Genomic DNA, 17932 nt, shown 5'->3' on the forward strand with positions numbered 1-17932 from the left:
CTATACCGGGCCTCCCTATCGGGCATCGGCGACGATGGTTTTCGAAATCAGGTCCAGCTCGGCCAGCAACGGCTGGCTGATCTGATTGAATTTTTCCCGGTAAGCTTTGGGCAATGGTTCTGCCGCGGGCAATTTGACAGTCAAGGGGTTGCGATGCACCCCATTGACCCGGAACTCGTAATGCAGATGGGGGCCGGTGGCCAGTCCGCTTTTGCCAACATAGCCGATCACCTGGCCCTGACGTACCCGGGTGCCGTTTTTTACACTGCTGCGAAACTTGGACATATGGGCGTAGAGGGTAGTGTACTTGCTGCCGTGGCGGATAATCACCGTGCGCCCATAGCCACCCTTGGTGCCCCGGAAAATCACCCGGCCATCTCCCGCAGCCTTAATAGGGGTGCCAATGGCCGCGGCATAGTCGACGCCTCTGTGGGGCCGTTTCTTTCCCAGCACCGGATGGTAGCGTGCTTTGGTGAAGCGGGAGGATATGCGGCGAAAATCCACCGGGGCGCGGAGGAACGCCTTGCGCATGCTTTCGCCTTTGGGGGAGTAGTAGCTGCCGTAGCCCTCGTCATCCTCAAAGCGGATGGCTCTGAAAACCTTGCCCTGGTTGACAAACTCGGCGGCCAGGATCGGGCCGTTGCGATATTTCTTGCCGTCCAGATACTCCTCTTCGTAGATCAGGCTGAACTGGTCGCCGGCGCGAATCTCCAGAGCGAAGTCGATGTCCCAACCAAAAATGTTGGCCAGCTCCATGGTGAGAGAATCGGACAGACCGGCCCGTTGTGCACTCATATAGAGTGAGCTGGTAATAGTGCCGGAGGCGGTGGCGATCCGTTTCTCCAGGCTCCGGTCGTTGATCTGAGCGGTAAAAGTCTCTTCGTGGGGCAGGATCTGCAGGCTGCGGATAGCACTCTGCTTATGCACCAGTTCCAGTAGTTCACCCTGTTGGTCCAGGCGCACCTTGATGCTCTCCCCTGGGCGGATATTGGCCAGTGTTTTAGCTTCCTCACTGCTGTTGACGATGCGGTGCAGGAGAGTGGGAGAAAGCTTCAGGCGCGAAAATATCCGCGCCAGGGAGTCACCGGATTTGACCTTCTCTTCATGCCAAGTGCCATGATCAATGGATACGATCTCGATGGATTCGTCTGCTGGTTCAGTCGTGTCGCTGATGTCCGGTTCTACCGGGACTGTTTCGGTGCTATCGACCTCTTCTGAAGCGGCCTGAAGCGGTGTTGTTTCAGCTTGGGATGGCGTGGTTGCTGTACTATCCTCCAGTACAGCTTCCTGGTCGGCGCTGCCGGAGTTGATTGCTGGAGATTGCGAAGCCGCCTGCTGTTCCGGTATCTGTCCGGGTAACTGCAGCGAGACCCGGGTCAGGGGCTGGGCGGCCGGGGTTTCGTCAACCTGCTTCTCTGCTACGACGACAGGTGCGGAACTCTTCTCTACCGTGTCGATGGGAGCGGGAGGCGCAGACATTCCGAGTGTGGCATAGATGGCTGAGGCACAAAGTGCCACGCCGAGCAGGACGAATAATCGGGCTCGCCACGGGCCTCGCCGTGATGCTGGCTTGAGAAATTCGTGCCGGGATTTATAGTCTTTTATCATGTTTGTCCGCTAATTTTCGGAAAATACAGGTAATTATTGCCCAAAACTTCCAGTTTTCCCAGTGGTTTCAGGGTGTGGATGCTCGGGTAGCTGGGCGATCCAGGGATGATAGGGTCGGGAGAGCCTCAATATATAGCGAAACGGTTACTTTTTCTTGCTTCATCCTGTAAATTGTGCGCCCCGACATATTCTTGTTTTTTTGAGGTGGGTAATGGCGTCAGTCGCAGAGTCGATGGAGCTAATCAGGCGAGGTGCGGATGAGATTCTGCTGGAAGAGTCGCTGATTAAGAAATTGGAGCGGGGAAAACCGCTCAAGGTCAAGGCGGGTTTCGATCCCACGGCGCCGGATCTGCATCTGGGGCACACCGTTCTGATCAATAAACTGCGGCAGTTCCAGGAGTTGGGCCATGAAGTTACCTTCCTGATCGGTGATTTTACCGGGATGATCGGCGATCCCACCGGCAAGAACGTGACCCGCAAGGCGCTCACCCGGGAGGAAGTATTAAAGAATGCCGAAACCTACCAGGAGCAGATCTTCAAGATCCTGGATCGGGAAAAGACCGTTATCCGGTTCAATTCCGAATGGATGACCGAATTGGGTGCGGCGGGGCTGATTCAGTTGGCCGCCAAGCACACCGTGGCCCGTATGCTGGAGCGGGACGATTTCAGTAAGCGATACAAAAGTGGCCAGCCCATCGCAATCCACGAGTTCCTCTACCCGCTGGTGCAGGGGTATGACTCGGTTGCGCTGCAAGCGGACGTGGAGCTGGGTGGTACCGATCAGAAGTTCAATCTCCTGGTGGGGCGGCAGCTGCAGGAGGTTTACGGTCAGGAACCGCAGGTGGTTCTTACCATGCCGATTCTGGAGGGGCTGGATGGTGTCCAGAAGATGTCCAAGTCGCTCAATAACTATATTGGTATCGCCGATCAGCCGGATGAGATGTTCGGCAAAGTCATGTCGATCTCTGATGATTTGATGTGGCGCTACTACGAACTGCTCAGTTTCCGGCCGATGGCAGAAATTGATGATCTGCGCAAGCGGGTCGACGAGGGGATGAATCCACGGGATGCCAAGATCATGCTGGCGGAAGAGTTGATCGAGCGATTCCACGACAAATCTGCAGCAGCCAGTGCCCATGAGAACTTTGTAGCACGCTTCCGGCAGGGAGCCATGCCGGACGATATGCCGGAGTACTCCCTTGGGGGCGGCGATGGAATGCCCATTGCCAACCTGCTGAAAGAGGCGGGGCTGGTGTCCAGCACTTCCGAGGCGTTCCGCATGATCAAGCAGGGAGCGGTGAAAATCGATGGAGAAAAAGTCGATGATCGCAATCTGGTTGTGCCGGTGGGTACAAACCAGGTTTACCAGGTTGGGAAGCGGCGTTTCGCCAGGGTTTCAGTGACCTAAAAGCGCCTCCTAAATGGGTGGTTATGTGGGTGCTGAGAAAATTCCAAAGATAGTACTTGCGTGTTGTGAATGAGTGCGTATAATGCGCCGCTCGTTGGGTGCTGAGGCGACTGTTGTTGGGTTGTTTTGGTATCGATCGGAAGCCCAGGGAGAGGGTGTTACGGAGAGGTTAAAAATAGTACTTGACCTGTTCGGAATGAGGCGTAGAATACGCGCCTCGCTTGGGGCGAACGGCAGGAATGGTTAGCGTCAAGCGGAAAGATTTTTGGTCGAAGATATTGACATAAAAATCGGAGGCAATCATAATTGAATGTCTCGGCCGGATGTAAATCTGGCGGCTCTTTAACAATCAGGTTAGGTAATTTGTGTGGGTGCTCCGTCGGTGGCTTATGAAGCCAAAAATTTCGACGAAGCATCTAAAAGAAATTCCTTTTTTTAGACGTAAAGTCGAGCACGGATTTGTCACCCAAAAAGTGACTAAAACACTTCAAGTGAAGAGTTTGATCCTGGCTCAGATTGAACGCTGGCGGTATGCTTAACACATGCAAGTCGAACGGTAACAGCAGGAGCTTGCTCCTGGCTGACGAGTGGCGGACGGGTGAGTAACGCGTAAGAATCTGCCTAGTAGTGGGGGATAACTCGGGGAAACTCGAGCTAATACCGCATACGCCCTACGGGGGAAAGTGGGGGACCTTCGGGCCTCACGCTATTAGATGAGCTTGCGTTGGATTAGCTAGTTGGTGAGGTAATGGCTCACCAAGGCGACGATCCATAGCTGGTCTGAGAGGACGATCAGCCACACTGGGACTGAGACACGGCCCAGACTCCTACGGGAGGCAGCAGTGGGGAATATTGGACAATGGGCGCAAGCCTGATCCAGCAATACCGCGTGTGTGAAGAAGGCCTGCGGGTTGTAAAGCACTTTCAATTGTGAAGAAAAGCTTGGGGTTAATAGCCCCGAGTCTTGACGTTAACTTTAGAAGAAGCACCGGCTAACTCTGTGCCAGCAGCCGCGGTAATACAGAGGGTGCGAGCGTTAATCGGAATTACTGGGCGTAAAGCGTGCGTAGGCGGTTTAGTAAGTCAGATGTGAAAGCCCTGGGCTTAACCTGGGAACTGCATTTGAAACTGCTGAACTAGAGTGTGGTAGAGGGAAGTGGAATTCCGGGTGTAGCGGTGAAATGCGTAGATATCCGGAGGAACACCAGTGGCGAAGGCGACTTCCTGGACCAACACTGACGCTGAGGTACGAAAGCGTGGGTAGCAAACAGGATTAGATACCCTGGTAGTCCACGCCGTAAACGATGTCAACTAGTTGTTGGGAGCATTCTGGCTTTTAGTAACGTAGCTAACGCGATAAGTTGACCGCCTGGGGAGTACGGCCGCAAGGTTAAAACTCAAAGGAATTGACGGGGGCCCGCACAAGCGGTGGAGCATGTGGTTTAATTCGATGCAACGCGAAGAACCTTACCAGCCCTTGACATCCTGCGAACTTTCTAGAGATAGATTGGTGCCTTCGGGAACGCAGAGACAGGTGCTGCATGGCTGTCGTCAGCTCGTGTCGTGAGATGTTGGGTTAAGTCCCGTAACGAGCGCAACCCTTGTCCTTAGTTGCCAGCACGTAAAGGTGGGAACTCTAGGGAGACTGCCGGTGATAAACCGGAGGAAGGTGGGGATGACGTCAAGTCATCATGGCCCTTATGGGCTGGGCTACACACGTGCTACAATGGCCGGTACAGAGGGCGGCGAACCCGCGAGGGGAAGCAAATCTCACAAAACCGGTCGTAGTCCGGATCGCAGTCTGCAACTCGACTGCGTGAAGTTGGAATCGCTAGTAATCGCGAATCAGAATGTCGCGGTGAATACGTTCCCGGGCCTTGTACACACCGCCCGTCACACCATGGGAGTGGGTTGCAAAAGAAGTAGGTAGTCTAACCTTCGGGAGGACGCTTACCACTTTGTGATTCATGACTGGGGTGAAGTCGTAACAAGGTAGCCCTAGGGGAACCTGGGGCTGGATCACCTCCTTTAAGATAGCGGATTAAGCGCTTTCGGAGCTCCCACACAAATTACCTGATCAAGTAGCACGGACACGGGTCTGTAGCTCAGTTGGTTAGAGCGCACCCCTGATAAGGGTGAGGTCGGTGGTTCGAATCCACCCAGACCCACCAGTTTTTCGTTAAGGCGGAAGATGAAGGTTATCGGGGCCATAGCTCAGCTGGGAGAGCGCCTGCCTTGCACGCAGGAGGTCGGGAGTTCGATCCTCCCTGGCTCCACCAACTTTGTGTCCAGTATGAGTGCCAAGTGTCGAGCAGAGATGTTCGCCACTTTGTATTTATGCAAAGTGCATGCTCTTTAACAATTCGGATATAGATTGTAGATAGGTGATGACTTGAAGGTCACGAAAGTGGCTGGAGAGTTTATCTACGAAAAAGTACTAATTTTCTCAAAAATTAGTTACTTGGGTATGTTGCATTCAAACGAGTTAAAACCGGCACCATGGCTCCAGAGTTTTTGGGGTTATATGGTCAAGTGAATAAGCGCATATGGTGGATGCCTAGGCGGTAAGAGGCGATGAAGGACGTTGTAGCTTGCGATAAGCCACGGGGAGTCAGCAAACAGACTTTGATCCGTGGATTTCCGAATGGGGAAACCCAGCCCGTGTAAGCGGGTTATCTTGCACTGAATACATAGGTGTAAGAGGCGAACCCGGGGAACTGAAACATCTAAGTACCCGGAGGAAAAGAAATCAACCGAGATTCCCTTAGTAGCGGCGAGCGAACGGGGATTAGCCCTTAAGCTGTTGATGTTGTTAGTGGAACAATCTGGAAAGTTTGGCGATACAGGGTGATAGCCCCGTACACGAAAACTATTCAACAGTGAAATCGAGTAGGGCGGGACACGTGATATCCTGTCTGAACATGGGGGGACCATCCTCCAAGGCTAAATACTCCTTACCGACCGATAGTGAACCAGTACCGTGAGGGAAAGGCGAAAAGAACCCTTTTTAAGGGAGTGAAATAGAACCTGAAACCGTATGCGTACAAGCAGTGGGAGCCCTACGGGGTGACTGCGTACCTTTTGTATAATGGGTCAGCGACTTACTTCTCAGTAGCAAGCTTAACCGAATAGGGGAGGCGTAGGGAAACCGAGTCTTAATAGGGCGTTTAGTTGCTGGGAGTAGACCCGAAACCGGGCGATCTATCCATGGCCAGGGTGAAGGTGGAGTAACATCTACTGGAGGCCCGAACCCACTTATGTTGAAAAATGAGGGGATGAGCTGTGGATCGGAGTGAAAGGCTAATCAAGCTCGGAGATAGCTGGTTCTCCTCGAAAGCTATTTAGGTAGCGCCTCATGTATCACTCGCGGGGGTAGAGCACTGTTTCGGCTAGGGGGTCATCCCGACTTACCAAACCGATGCAAACTCCGAATACCGCGAAGTGCAATCATGGGAGACAGACGGCGGGTGCTAACGTCCGTCGTCAAAAGGGAAACAACCCAGACCGCCAGCTAAGGTCCCAAAATCACATCTCAGTGGGAAACGATGTGGGAAGGCATAGACAGCTAGGAGGTTGGCTTAGAAGCAGCCATCCTTTAAAGAAAGCGTAATAGCTCACTAGTCGAGTCGGCCTGCGCGGAAGATTTAACGGGGCTTAAGATGTGTACCGAAGCTGCGGATGCGTGTTTACACGCATGGTAGAGGAGCGTTCTGTAAGCGGTTGAAGGTGTGCTGTAAGGCATGCTGGACGTATCAGAAGTGCGAATGCTGACATGAGTAACGATAAAGGGGGTGAGAGGCCCCCTCGCCGAAAGCCCAAGGTTTCCTGCGCAACGCTAATCGGCGCAGGGTTAGTCGGCCCCTAAGGTGAGGCAGAAATGCGTAATCGATGGGAAGCAGGTTAATATTCCTGCACCTCTTATTACTGCGATGGAGAGACGGAGAAGGCTAGGCCATCCGGGCGTTGGTTGTCCCGGTTTAAGCGAGTAGGGAGTGAGTTTAGGCAAATCCGGACTCACAATCCTGAGACGTGACGACGAAACATCTTTGGATGTGAAGTGGTTGATGCCCTGCTTCCAGGAAAATCTTCTAAGCTTCAGGTAATAAGAGACCGTACTCCAAACCGACACAGGTGGGCTGGATGAGAATTCCAAGGCGCTTGAGAGAACTCTGGTGAAGGAACTAGGCAAAATGGTACCGTAACTTCGGGAGAAGGTACGCCTTTGACGGTGATGAGATTTACTCTTTAAGCTGTTGGAGGTTGCAATAAAATGGTGGCTGCAACTGTTTATTAAAAACATAGCACTCTGCAAACACGAAAGTGGACGTATAGGGTGTGACGCCTGCCCGGTGCCGGAAGGTTAATTGATGGGGTTATCTTCGGAGAAGCTCTTGATCGAAGCCCCGGTAAACGGCGGCCGTAACTATAACGGTCCTAAGGTAGCGAAATTCCTTGTCGGGTAAGTTCCGACCTGCACGAATGGCGTAATGATGGCCACACTGTCTCCACCAGAGACTCAGTGAAATTGAACTCGCTGTTAAGATGCAGCGTACCCGCGGCTAGACGGAAAGACCCCGTGCACCTTTACTACAGCTTCACACTGGACTTTGAGCCTACTTGTGTAGGATAGGTGGGAGGCTTTGAAACCGAGACGCTAGTTTCGGTGGAGCCAACCTTGAAATACCACCCTGGTATGTTTGGAGTTCTAACCCAGACCCGTTATCCGGGTCGGGGACAGTGTGTGGTGGGTAGTTTGACTGGGGCGGTCTCCTCCCAAAGAGTAACGGAGGAGCACGAAGGTACCCTCAGCGCGGTCGGAAATCGCGCAATGAGTGCAAGAGCATAAGGGTGCTTGACTGCGAGACAGACAAGTCGAGCAGGTACGAAAGTAGGTTCTAGTGATCCGGTGGCTCTGTATGGAAGGGCCATCGCTCAACGGATAAAAGGTACGCCGGGGATAACAGGCTGATACCGCCCAAGAGTTCATATCGACGGCGGTGTTTGGCACCTCGATGTCGGCTCATCACATCCTGGGGCTGAAGTCGGTCCCAAGGGTATGGCTGTTCGCCATTTAAAGTGGTACGCGAGCTGGGTTTAGAACGTCGTGAGACAGTTCGGTCCCTATCTGCCGTGGGCGTTTGAGATTTGAGGGAAGCTGCTCCTAGTACGAGAGGACCGGAGTGGACGAACCTCTGGTGTTCCGGTTGTCACGCCAGTGGCATTGCCGGGTAGCTATGTTCGGACAGGATAACCGCTGAAAGCATCTAAGCGGGAAGCCCCTCCCAAGATTAGATCTCACCAGACCTTTAAGGTCTCTGAAGGGCCGTTGAAGACTACAACGTTGATAGGCTGGGTGTGGAAGTGCAGCAATGTATGAAGCTAACCAGTACTAATTGCCCGTGAGGCTTGACCATATAACACCCAAGTACTTTGTGCTGGGTGCTGGTTGAGAACGCAACAAACCCATGTACTATTTACAATCTATTCCGAATGCATGCAAAGTCGCGTAAGCGGCTTGCCAACAGTTTGCTTGGCGGCCATAGAGCACTGGAACCACCTGATCCCATCCCGAACTCAGAAGTGAAACGGTGTATCGCCGATGATAGTGTGGGGCCTCCCCATGTGAAAGTAGGTCACTGCCAAGCTTTAATCCCAAAACCCCATCCGATCACTCGGGTGGGGTTTTTTTATTCTTCCAAACTAGCGATCGGGATTTACGGAAAGACCCTGACTATTCGGGTACGTCGTCGGATCTCACGCATGATCCGCTCCAGCGGATTGTTAATCGTGATCCGGGTCCAGCGGTTTTGTGGATAGCAGTAGTAGCTCAACGTCTTGTCGATATGTTGTTCCACCCACTCAGCAGCCTTTCCCAGGCGTATAGCTCGAAGTTGCTCGGTAACTCGACCGGCCTTCTCCCGGGCGGCCTCCAAGCTCTCCTGTGAATGGATCGCTTTCAGCATCAACGCCACCTGCTTTACCTTGTTTGACGGCACATGGCTGAAAATATTCCGATAGAAGTGAAGTGTACCACCTAGCGCTGCCAGTCGGCCTCCGGGTAGTACTCGGCTATCGACTCCACCAGCCCCACACAAGCGTCGGATATTATCAGGCGTGCGCCCCGAACATTCGTCGTTTCGGATAGACAAGGAAGCCGCTCCAGCTTGTCTTATCTTCCGTGTGGCGCTCCTGGATCCAGGCGATCTGTCGGTAACCGTCTGATCTTACTCCCACCGCCACCGGAACCAAGATATTCACTGCCGCCCGGTCCCAGTTCCACTTCACAACGATACCTACCAGGTAAGGATGAGGAGGTTCAGCAACGATCGGGCGCCTGGGTATATCTCGTTCCGGGACTACTCAATACGGTCTCGCGGCTGCGGTAGTGCTCGATAATAGCCGCCGTAAAGGTCTGCTTGCGTAACTTGGGGATCTTCAGCCTAACCTCGCCACCTTGGTGTGGAACTTTTGCTCATTGTTTCTGGGTCGGGTATCGATCTATTCCGGGCTGCGCTTGTAGTGCTGGAGACAACAATGAACTTTGGTCTCCTCATCCAGCATGGAATGCAGGGTCTCTTCGGTCGTCCCCCCGATTAATTCACCTAGGCGATCCTGATTATGCCGATTATGAATCGGTATAACTATTATCAAGCTTTCGGTGTCTGTGCGTGTGGAATTGGGCCTCCGCCGTTTTTTAATCCGGTTGGTTACTTACCATCTAACCAACGAGGCCACTGTTCTTCTAAATGTGTGAAAACGATTTTTCCTTATCTGGTTAAGCCGTACCTGGGGTATCCAGACCTTGAGCTTCAAGGGTGTCTTTTCGGAGCTGGTGACGTGCTCTTCTCTTAATTTGGAACCCACAAACTCCCGGAGAGTGGGCGTGATCGAAACCGTTTCCGTCCTTCACGTGACCATCCCGAGCAGCGGGAATTTTCCAGTAGTTATCCGATCTCAATCCACCGGGTACGAGTCAGGCGACAACTCCCTGGCTTGGGCGCGTTTGATAACAACAGTACCCACATAAATATCGCGACGGTCCAGTAACATATGCTCTGTTCGTGTAAGCATACAATTAGGTAGCGGGGCGCCAGGGAGGGTCACTGTCGGGGATGTTACTAGCCGGGCATGATCATGTCCGCCAATTCGTAAACGGCCAGTCGAATCACAAGGCAGACTTATTCTCTGCAGATCGTTTTATACGCAAATTTGCAGGAATTTACTGGAAGGGGCAGGCTGTTATTAACTGTGCCATAAAAATGCAAAGATAGTACTTGCGTGTTGTGGATGAGTGCGTATAATGCGCCGCTCGTTGGGTGCTGAGGCGACTGTTGTTGAGTTGTTTTGGTATCGATCGGAAGCCCAGGGAGAGGGTGTTACGGAGAGGTTAAAAATAGTACTTGACCTGTTCGGAATGAGGCGTAGAATACGCGCCTCGCTTGGGGCGAACGGCAGGAATGGTTAGCGTCAAGCGGAAAGATTTTTGGTCGAAGATATTGACATAAAAATCGGAGGCAATCATAATTGAATGTCTCGGCCGGATGTAAATCTGGCGGCTCTTTAACAATCAGGTTAGGTAATTTGTGTGGGTGCTCCGTCGGTGGCTTATGAAGCCAAAAATTTCGACGAAGCATCTAAAAGAAATTCCTTTTTTAGACGTAAAGTCGAGCACGGATTTGTCACCCAAAAAGTGACTAAAACACTTCAAGTGAAGAGTTTGATCCTGGCTCAGATTGAACGCTGGCGGTATGCTTAACACATGCAAGTCGAACGGTAACAGCAGGAGCTTGCTCCTGGCTGACGAGTGGCGGACGGGTGAGTAACGCGTAAGAATCTGCCTAGTAGTGGGGGATAACTCGGGGAAACTCGAGCTAATACCGCATACGCCCTACGGGGGAAAGTGGGGGACCTTCGGGCCTCACGCTATTAGATGAGCTTGCGTTGGATTAGCTAGTTGGTGAGGTAATGGCTCACCAAGGCGACGATCCATAGCTGGTCTGAGAGGACGATCAGCCACACTGGGACTGAGACACGGCCCAGACTCCTACGGGAGGCAGCAGTGGGGAATATTGGACAATGGGCGCAAGCCTGATCCAGCAATACCGCGTGTGTGAAGAAGGCCTGCGGGTTGTAAAGCACTTTCAATTGTGAAGAAAAGCTTGGGGTTAATAGCCCCGAGTCTTGACGTTAACTTTAGAAGAAGCACCGGCTAACTCTGTGCCAGCAGCCGCGGTAATACAGAGGGTGCGAGCGTTAATCGGAATTACTGGGCGTAAAGCGTGCGTAGGCGGTTTAGTAAGTCAGATGTGAAAGCCCTGGGCTTAACCTGGGAACTGCATTTGAAACTGCTGAACTAGAGTGTGGTAGAGGGAAGTGGAATTCCGGGTGTAGCGGTGAAATGCGTAGATATCCGGAGGAACACCAGTGGCGAAGGCGACTTCCTGGACCAACACTGACGCTGAGGTACGAAAGCGTGGGTAGCAAACAGGATTAGATACCCTGGTAGTCCACGCCGTAAACGATGTCAACTAGTTGTTGGGAGCATTCTGGCTTTTAGTAACGTAGCTAACGCGATAAGTTGACCGCCTGGGGAGTACGGCCGCAAGGTTAAAACTCAAAGGAATTGACGGGGGCCCGCACAAGCGGTGGAGCATGTGGTTTAATTCGATGCAACGCGAAGAACCTTACCAGCCCTTGACATCCTGCGAACTTTCTAGAGATAGATTGGTGCCTTCGGGAACGCAGAGACAGGTGCTGCATGGCTGTCGTCAGCTCGTGTCGTGAGATGTTGGGTTAAGTCCCGTAACGAGCGCAACCCTTGTCCTTAGTTGCCAGCACGTAAAGGTGGGAACTCTAGGGAGACTGCCGGTGATAAACCGGAGGAAGGTGGGGATGACGTCAAGTCATCATGGCCCTTATGGGCTGGGCTACACACGTGCTACAATGGCCGGTACAGAGGGCGGCGAACCCGCGAGGGGAAGCAAATCTCACAAAACCGGTCGTAGTCCGGATCGCAGTCTGCAACTCGACTGCGTGAAGTTGGAATCGCTAGTAATCGCGAATCAGAATGTCGCGGTGAATACGTTCCCGGGCCTTGTACACACCGCCCGTCACACCATGGGAGTGGGTTGCAAAAGAAGTAGGTAGTCTAACCTTCGGGAGGACGCTTACCACTTTGTGATTCATGACTGGGGTGAAGTCGTAACAAGGTAGCCCTAGGGGAACCTGGGGCTGGATCACCTCCTTTAAGATAGCGGATTAAGCGCTTTCGGAGCTCCCACACAAATTACCTGATCAAGTAGCACGGACACGGGTCTGTAGCTCAGTTGGTTAGAGCGCACCCCTGATAAGGGTGAGGTCGGTGGTTCGAATCCACCCAGACCCACCAGTTTTTCGTTAAGGCGGAAGATGAAGGTTATCGGGGCCATAGCTCAGCTGGGAGAGCGCCTGCCTTGCACGCAGGAGGTCGGGAGTTCGATCCTCCCTGGCTCCACCAACTTTGTGTCCAGTATGAGTGCCAAGTGTCGAGCAGAGATGTTCGCCACTTTGTATTTATGCAAAGTGCATGCTCTTTAACAATTCGGATATAGATTGTAGATAGGTGATGACTTGAAGGTCACGAAAGTGGCTGGAGAGTTTATCTACGAAAAAGTACTAATTTTCTCAAAAATTAGTTACTTGGGTATGTTGCATTCAAACGAGTTAAAACCGGCACCATGGCTCCAGAGTTTTTGGGGTTATATGGTCAAGTGAATAAGCGCATATGGTGGATGCCTAGGCGGTAAGAGGCGATGAAGGACGTTGTAGCTTGCGATAAGCCACGGGGAGTCAGCAAACAGACTTTGATCCGTGGATTTCCGAATGGGGAAACCCAGCCCGTGTAAGCGGGTTATCTTGCACTGAATACATAGGTGTAAGAGGCGAACCCGGGGAACTGAAACATCTAAGTACCCGGAGGAAAAGAAATCAACCGAGATTCCCTTAGTAGCGGCGAGCGAACGGGGATTAGCCCTTAAGCTGTTGATGTTGTTAGTGGAACAATCTGGAAAGTTTGGCGATACAGGGTGATAGCCCCGTACACGAAAACTATTCAACAGTGAAATCGAGTAGGGCGGGACACGTGATATCCTGTCTGAACATGGGGGGACCATCCTCCAAGGCTAAATACTCCTTACCGACCGATAGTGAACCAGTACCGTGAGGGAAAGGCGAAAAGAACCCTTTTTAAGGGAGTGAAATAGAACCTGAAACCGTATGCGTACAAGCAGTGGGAGCCCTACGGGGTGACTGCGTACCTTTTGTATAATGGGTCAGCGACTTACTTCTCAGTAGCAAGCTTAACCGAATAGGGGAGGCGTAGGGAAACCGAGTCTTAATAGGGCGTTTAGTTGCTGGGAGTAGACCCGAAACCGGGCGATCTATCCATGGCCAGGGTGAAGGTGGAGTAACATCTACTGGAGGCCCGAACCCACTTATGTTGAAAAATGAGGGGATGAGCTGTGGATCGGAGTGAAAGGCTAATCAAGCTCGGAGATAGCTGGTTCTCCTCGAAAGCTATTTAGGTAGCGCCTCATGTATCACTCGCGGGGGTAGAGCACTGTTTCGGCTAGGGGGTCATCCCGACTTACCAAACCGATGCAAACTCCGAATACCGCGAAGTGCAATCATGGGAGACAGACGGCGGGTGCTAACGTCCGTCGTCAAAAGGGAAACAACCCAGACCGCCAGCTAAGGTCCCAAAATCACATCTCAGTGGGAAACGATGTGGGAAGGCATAGACAGCTAGGAGGTTGGCTTAGAAGCAGCCATCCTTTAAAGAAAGCGTAATAGCTCACTAGTCGAGTCGGCCTGCGCGGAAGATTTAACGGGGCTTAAGATGTGTACCGAAGCTGCGGATGCGTGTTTACACGCATGGTAGAGGAGCGTTCTGTAAGCGGTTGAAGGTGTGCTGTAAGGCATGCTGGACGTATCAGAAGTGCGAATGCTGACATGAGTAACGATAAAGGGGGTGAGAGGCCCCCTCGCCGAAAGCCCAAGGTTTCCTGCGCAACGCTAATCGGCGCAGGGTTAGTCGGCCCCTAAGGTGAGGCAGAAATGCGTAATCGATGGGAAGCAGGTTAATATTCCTGCACCTCTTATTACTGCGATGGAGAGACGGAGAAGGCTAGGCCATCCGGGCGTTGGTTGTCCCGGTTTAAGCGAGTAGGGAGTGAGTTTAGGCAAATCCGGACTCACAATCCTGAGACGTGACGACGAAACATCTTTGGATGTGAAGTGGTTGATGCCCTGCTTCCAGGAAAATCTTCTAAGCTTCAGGTAATAAGAGACCGTACTCCAAACCGACACAGGTGGGCTGGATGAGAATTCCAAGGCGCTTGAGAGAACTCTGGTGAAGGAACTAGGCAAAATGGTACCGTAACTTCGGGAGAAGGTACGCCTTTGACGGTGATGAGATTTACTCTTTAAGCTGTTGGAGGTTGCAATAAAATGGTGGCTGCAACTGTTTATTAAAAACATAGCACTCTGCAAACACGAAAGTGGACGTATAGGGTGTGACGCCTGCCCGGTGCCGGAAGGTTAATTGATGGGGTTATCTTCGGAGAAGCTCTTGATCGAAGCCCCGGTAAACGGCGGCCGTAACTATAACGGTCCTAAGGTAGCGAAATTCCTTGTCGGGTAAGTTCCGACCTGCACGAATGGCGTAATGATGGCCACACTGTCTCCACCAGAGACTCAGTGAAATTGAACTCGCTGTTAAGATGCAGCGTACCCGCGGCTAGACGGAAAGACCCCGTGCACCTTTACTACAGCTTCACACTGGACTTTGAGCCTACTTGTGTAGGATAGGTGGGAGGCTTTGAAACCGAGACGCTAGTTTCGGTGGAGCCAACCTTGAAATACCACCCTGGTATGTTTGGAGTTCTAACCCAGACCCGTTATCCGGGTCGGGGACAGTGTGTGGTGGGTAGTTTGACTGGGGCGGTCTCCTCCCAAAGAGTAACGGAGGAGCACGAAGGTACCCTCAGCGCGGTCGGAAATCGCGCAATGAGTGCAAGAGCATAAGGGTGCTTGACTGCGAGACAGACAAGTCGAGCAGGTACGAAAGTAGGTTCTAGTGATCCGGTGGCTCTGTATGGAAGGGCCATCGCTCAACGGATAAAAGGTACGCCGGGGATAACAGGCTGATACCGCCCAAGAGTTCATATCGACGGCGGTGTTTGGCACCTCGATGTCGGCTCATCACATCCTGGGGCTGAAGTCGGTCCCAAGGGTATGGCTGTTCGCCATTTAAAGTGGTACGCGAGCTGGGTTTAGAACGTCGTGAGACAGTTCGGTCCCTATCTGCCGTGGGCGTTTGAGATTTGAGGGAAGCTGCTCCTAGTACGAGAGGACCGGAGTGGACGAACCTCTGGTGTTCCGGTTGTCACGCCAGTGGCATTGCCGGGTAGCTATGTTCGGACAGGATAACCGCTGAAAGCATCTAAGCGGGAAGCCCCTCCCAAGATTAGATCTCACCAGACCTTTAAGGTCTCTGAAGGGCCGTTGAAGACTACAACGTTGATAGGCTGGGTGTGGAAGTGCAGCAATGTATGAAGCTAACCAGTACTAATTGCCCGTGAGGCTTGACCATATAACACCCAAGTACTTTGTGCTGGGTGCTGGTTGAGAACGCAACAAACCCATGTACTATTTACAATCTATTCCGAATGCATGCAAAGTCGCGTAAGCGGCTTGCCAACAGTTTGCTTGGCGGCCATAGAGCACTGGAACCACCTGATCCCATCCCGAACTCAGAAGTGAAACGGTGTATCGCCGATGATAGTGTGGGGCCTCCCCATGTGAAAGTAGGTCACTGCCAAGCTTTAATCCCAAAACCCCATCCGATCACTCGGGTGGGGTTTTTTTATTCTTCCAAACTAGCGATCGGGATTTACTGCGTCTCCGCGCCGATAACTTGGTCGAAAACGCTGCTTGCCGGGTTAGGGCTGGCTACTCCTATACTTTATACTTCTACCTCTTCTTTAAGCACTTATTTTGATAGAGTTCAGCAGTGACTGCCACGGGCCAACCTTCAATGATCGATTATGTAATCAAGCCACTTTCTCCTGAGACTCATCAGTTCCAGGTTAACATCACAATTCACCGGCCGGATCCCGCGGGCCAGGTGGTTTCCTTGCCCGCCTGGATACCCGGCAGTTACATGATCCGGGATTTTGCCAAAAATATTGTCTCAATCAGTGCGTTTGCCGGCGAAAAGCGTTTGGACCTGGTTAAGCTGGATAAGCAGACCTGGAAGCTCCCGGAGATTGATGGACCGGTATCTCTCCGTTATCTGGTATACGCCTGGGATCTCTCTGTCCGGGGGGCGCACCTGGATACCACTCACGGCTTTTTTAATGGAACCAGTGTTTTTTTGCGGGTGCATGGTCAGGAAGATCAGGTCTGTCAGGTGGATATAACAGCGCCCGACGGTAACCAATATGCCCACTGGCGTGTGGCCACCACGCTGCCGTCTCGTGGTGCTGAGCCATACGGGTTTGGACGTTACCGGGCAGGCAATTATGAGGAGTTGATTGATCACCCGGTTGAGATGGGTGAATTCAGTCACGCAAGTTTTGAGGTAGCCGGTGTACCGCACGATCTGGTGATAACCGGGAAACATTACGCTGATTTGGAACGTATCTGCACAGACCTGAAGAAGATATGTGGTCAGCATATCTCGATGTTTGGTGAATTACCCCGGATGGACCGGTATCTGTTTCTGGTAACGGCTTTGGGCGATGGTTATGGCGGTCTGGAACATCGCAGTTCTACCTCTCTGATCTGCAAAAGGGACGACTTGCCCCAAACTGGCATGACTGAGATTAACGAAGGTTATCGGCAGTTTTTGGGTTTATGCAGCCATGAGTATTTTCACCTGTGGAATGTTAAACGTATCCGGCCGTTAAAATTGATGCAGAGTGATTTAACCCGGGAGACCCACACCACTCTGCTGTGGTTCTTTGAGGGGGTAACTTCTTACTACGACGACCTGGGCTTGCTACGTTCTGGCCGCATTGATGAGAACAGTTATCTGGAGTTGCTGGCCAGATCCCTGAGTCGAGTCTACCGAGGTACGGGTCGGTTTAAGCAATCGGTGGCAGAATCCAGTTTCGATGCCTGGACCAAGTTTTACAAGCAGGATGAAAACGCCCCAAATGCCGTGGTCAGTTACTACACCAAGGGCGCCTTGGTTGCACTGGTTCTCGATCTGCTTATTCGAACTGAAACGGCTGGGCGTCTGACCCTTGACCAGGTTATGAGGGCGTTGTGGCTGCGCTATGGGCGGCAGGACATTGGCTTGGGGGAGCAGGAGATAGAACAGTTTATCGAGGAATTTACCGGTATTGATCTGAAGACTTTCTTTGATCAGGCAGTCAGAGGATACGATGATCTGGATCTGGCCGATTACCTGGATCAGGTCGGTGTAGGCTTTCAGTTGCGAGAGGCCCGTGGCGCATTGGACCAGGGTGGAGTCCGGGATGTATCTAGAGATAAAACGCCTGCTACAGCTCCGCGACTGGTGCTAGGCGTAGCAACCCGGACTGACGGAAAGGATGTGGTAGTAACCCATGTATTTGATCAGGGAGCTGCCCAGCTTGCCGGAATCTCTGCGGGCGATGTGTTGGTCGCCATAGATGGGTTGAGGGTGTCTGAAGCTAACATGGATAACACAATTAATTGTGCCAGTAAGGGCGAGCCGCTCGAAGTAGTGGTTTTTAGGCGTGACGAATTGATGAGATTTGACGTCACGCCTCTACCCGCTAGCGCGAATATCTGCGAGCTCTGGCTCAAAGAGGGTGTAGATGAACAAACCCTTAAGCGTCGGCACGAGTGGTTAAACGGCTTGCCCGGCAATGTCTGAGCAAAGTTGTC

Annotated in this window: 5 protein-coding genes, 4 tRNA genes and 6 rRNA genes; 12 read left to right on the top strand and 3 right to left on the bottom strand. The window is 52.3% G+C overall.

Annotated features, from left to right (window positions below; genetic code table 11):
* Nucleotides 1-15: 15 nt before the first annotated feature.
* On the bottom strand, nt 16-1479 hold the full coding sequence (locus AAY24_RS14650; RefSeq protein WP_052761260.1) for an OapA family protein: 1464 nt from the start codon (nt 1477-1479) through the stop codon (nt 16-18).
* Between the two features lie 340 nt (nt 1480-1819).
* Between AAY24_RS14650 and tyrS the strand changes: the two genes are divergently transcribed.
* The 6 genes from tyrS to rrf (AAY24_RS14680) all read left to right on the top strand — a co-directional run bounded on the left by tyrS (nt 1820) and on the right by rrf (AAY24_RS14680) (nt 8661).
* Nucleotides 1820-3016 carry a tyrosine--tRNA ligase gene (gene tyrS, locus AAY24_RS14655; protein WP_046860322.1) on the top strand — a complete coding sequence of 399 codons (1197 nt, stop codon included), beginning with the start codon at nt 1820-1822 and terminating at the stop codon, nt 3014-3016.
* 488 nt (nt 3017-3504) lie between these two features.
* Nucleotides 3505-5046, top strand: a 16S ribosomal RNA gene (locus AAY24_RS14660).
* A 64-nt stretch (nt 5047-5110) separates the two neighbouring features.
* Nucleotides 5111-5187, top strand: a tRNA-Ile gene (locus AAY24_RS14665).
* Nucleotides 5188-5219: 32 nt separating this feature from the next.
* Nucleotides 5220-5295, top strand: a tRNA-Ala gene (locus tag AAY24_RS14670).
* A 247-nt stretch (nt 5296-5542) separates the two neighbouring features.
* Nucleotides 5543-8430 (top strand): 23S ribosomal RNA (locus AAY24_RS14675).
* Between the two features lie 115 nt (nt 8431-8545).
* Nucleotides 8546-8661 (top strand): 5S ribosomal RNA (rrf, locus tag AAY24_RS14680).
* The 16S, 23S and 5S rRNA genes sit together here with 2 tRNA genes alongside, the layout of an rRNA operon.
* Before the next feature lie 69 nt (nt 8662-8730).
* Here the strand turns inward: rrf (AAY24_RS14680) and AAY24_RS19545 are convergent.
* A complete protein-coding gene (locus AAY24_RS19545) occupies nt 8731-9012 on the bottom strand; it encodes a transposase (protein ID WP_199930388.1) in 282 nt (93 codons plus the stop codon).
* Between the two features lie 112 nt (nt 9013-9124).
* On the bottom strand, nt 9125-9301 hold the full coding sequence (locus AAY24_RS19710) for a transposase (protein WP_418064569.1): 177 nt from the start codon (nt 9299-9301) through the stop codon (nt 9125-9127).
* Nucleotides 9302-10721: 1420 nt separating this feature from the next.
* Between AAY24_RS19710 and AAY24_RS14690 the strand changes: the two genes are divergently transcribed.
* The 6 genes from AAY24_RS14690 (at nt 10722) to AAY24_RS14715 (ending at nt 17921) form a co-directional block, all read left to right on the top strand.
* Nucleotides 10722-12263: ribosomal RNA gene (locus AAY24_RS14690) — 16S ribosomal RNA — on the top strand.
* Nucleotides 12264-12327: 64 nt separating this feature from the next.
* Nucleotides 12328-12404 (top strand) — tRNA-Ile (locus tag AAY24_RS14695).
* 32 nt (nt 12405-12436) lie between these two features.
* Nucleotides 12437-12512: transfer RNA gene (locus AAY24_RS14700), tRNA-Ala, on the top strand.
* A gap of 247 nt (nt 12513-12759) precedes the next feature.
* Nucleotides 12760-15647, top strand: a 23S ribosomal RNA gene (locus tag AAY24_RS14705).
* Nucleotides 15648-15762: 115 nt separating this feature from the next.
* A 5S ribosomal RNA gene (gene rrf, locus AAY24_RS14710) occupies nt 15763-15878 on the top strand.
* 213 nt (nt 15879-16091) lie between these two features.
* Complete coding sequence (locus tag AAY24_RS14715) at nt 16092-17921, top strand: M61 family metallopeptidase (protein ID WP_046860323.1); 1830 nt, start codon at nt 16092-16094, stop codon at nt 17919-17921.
* Nucleotides 17922-17932: the final 11 nt, after the last annotated feature.

This window comes from Sedimenticola thiotaurini, from assembly GCF_001007875.1.
Classification (GTDB): Bacteria; Pseudomonadota; Gammaproteobacteria; order Chromatiales; family Chromatiaceae; genus Sedimenticola; species Sedimenticola thiotaurini.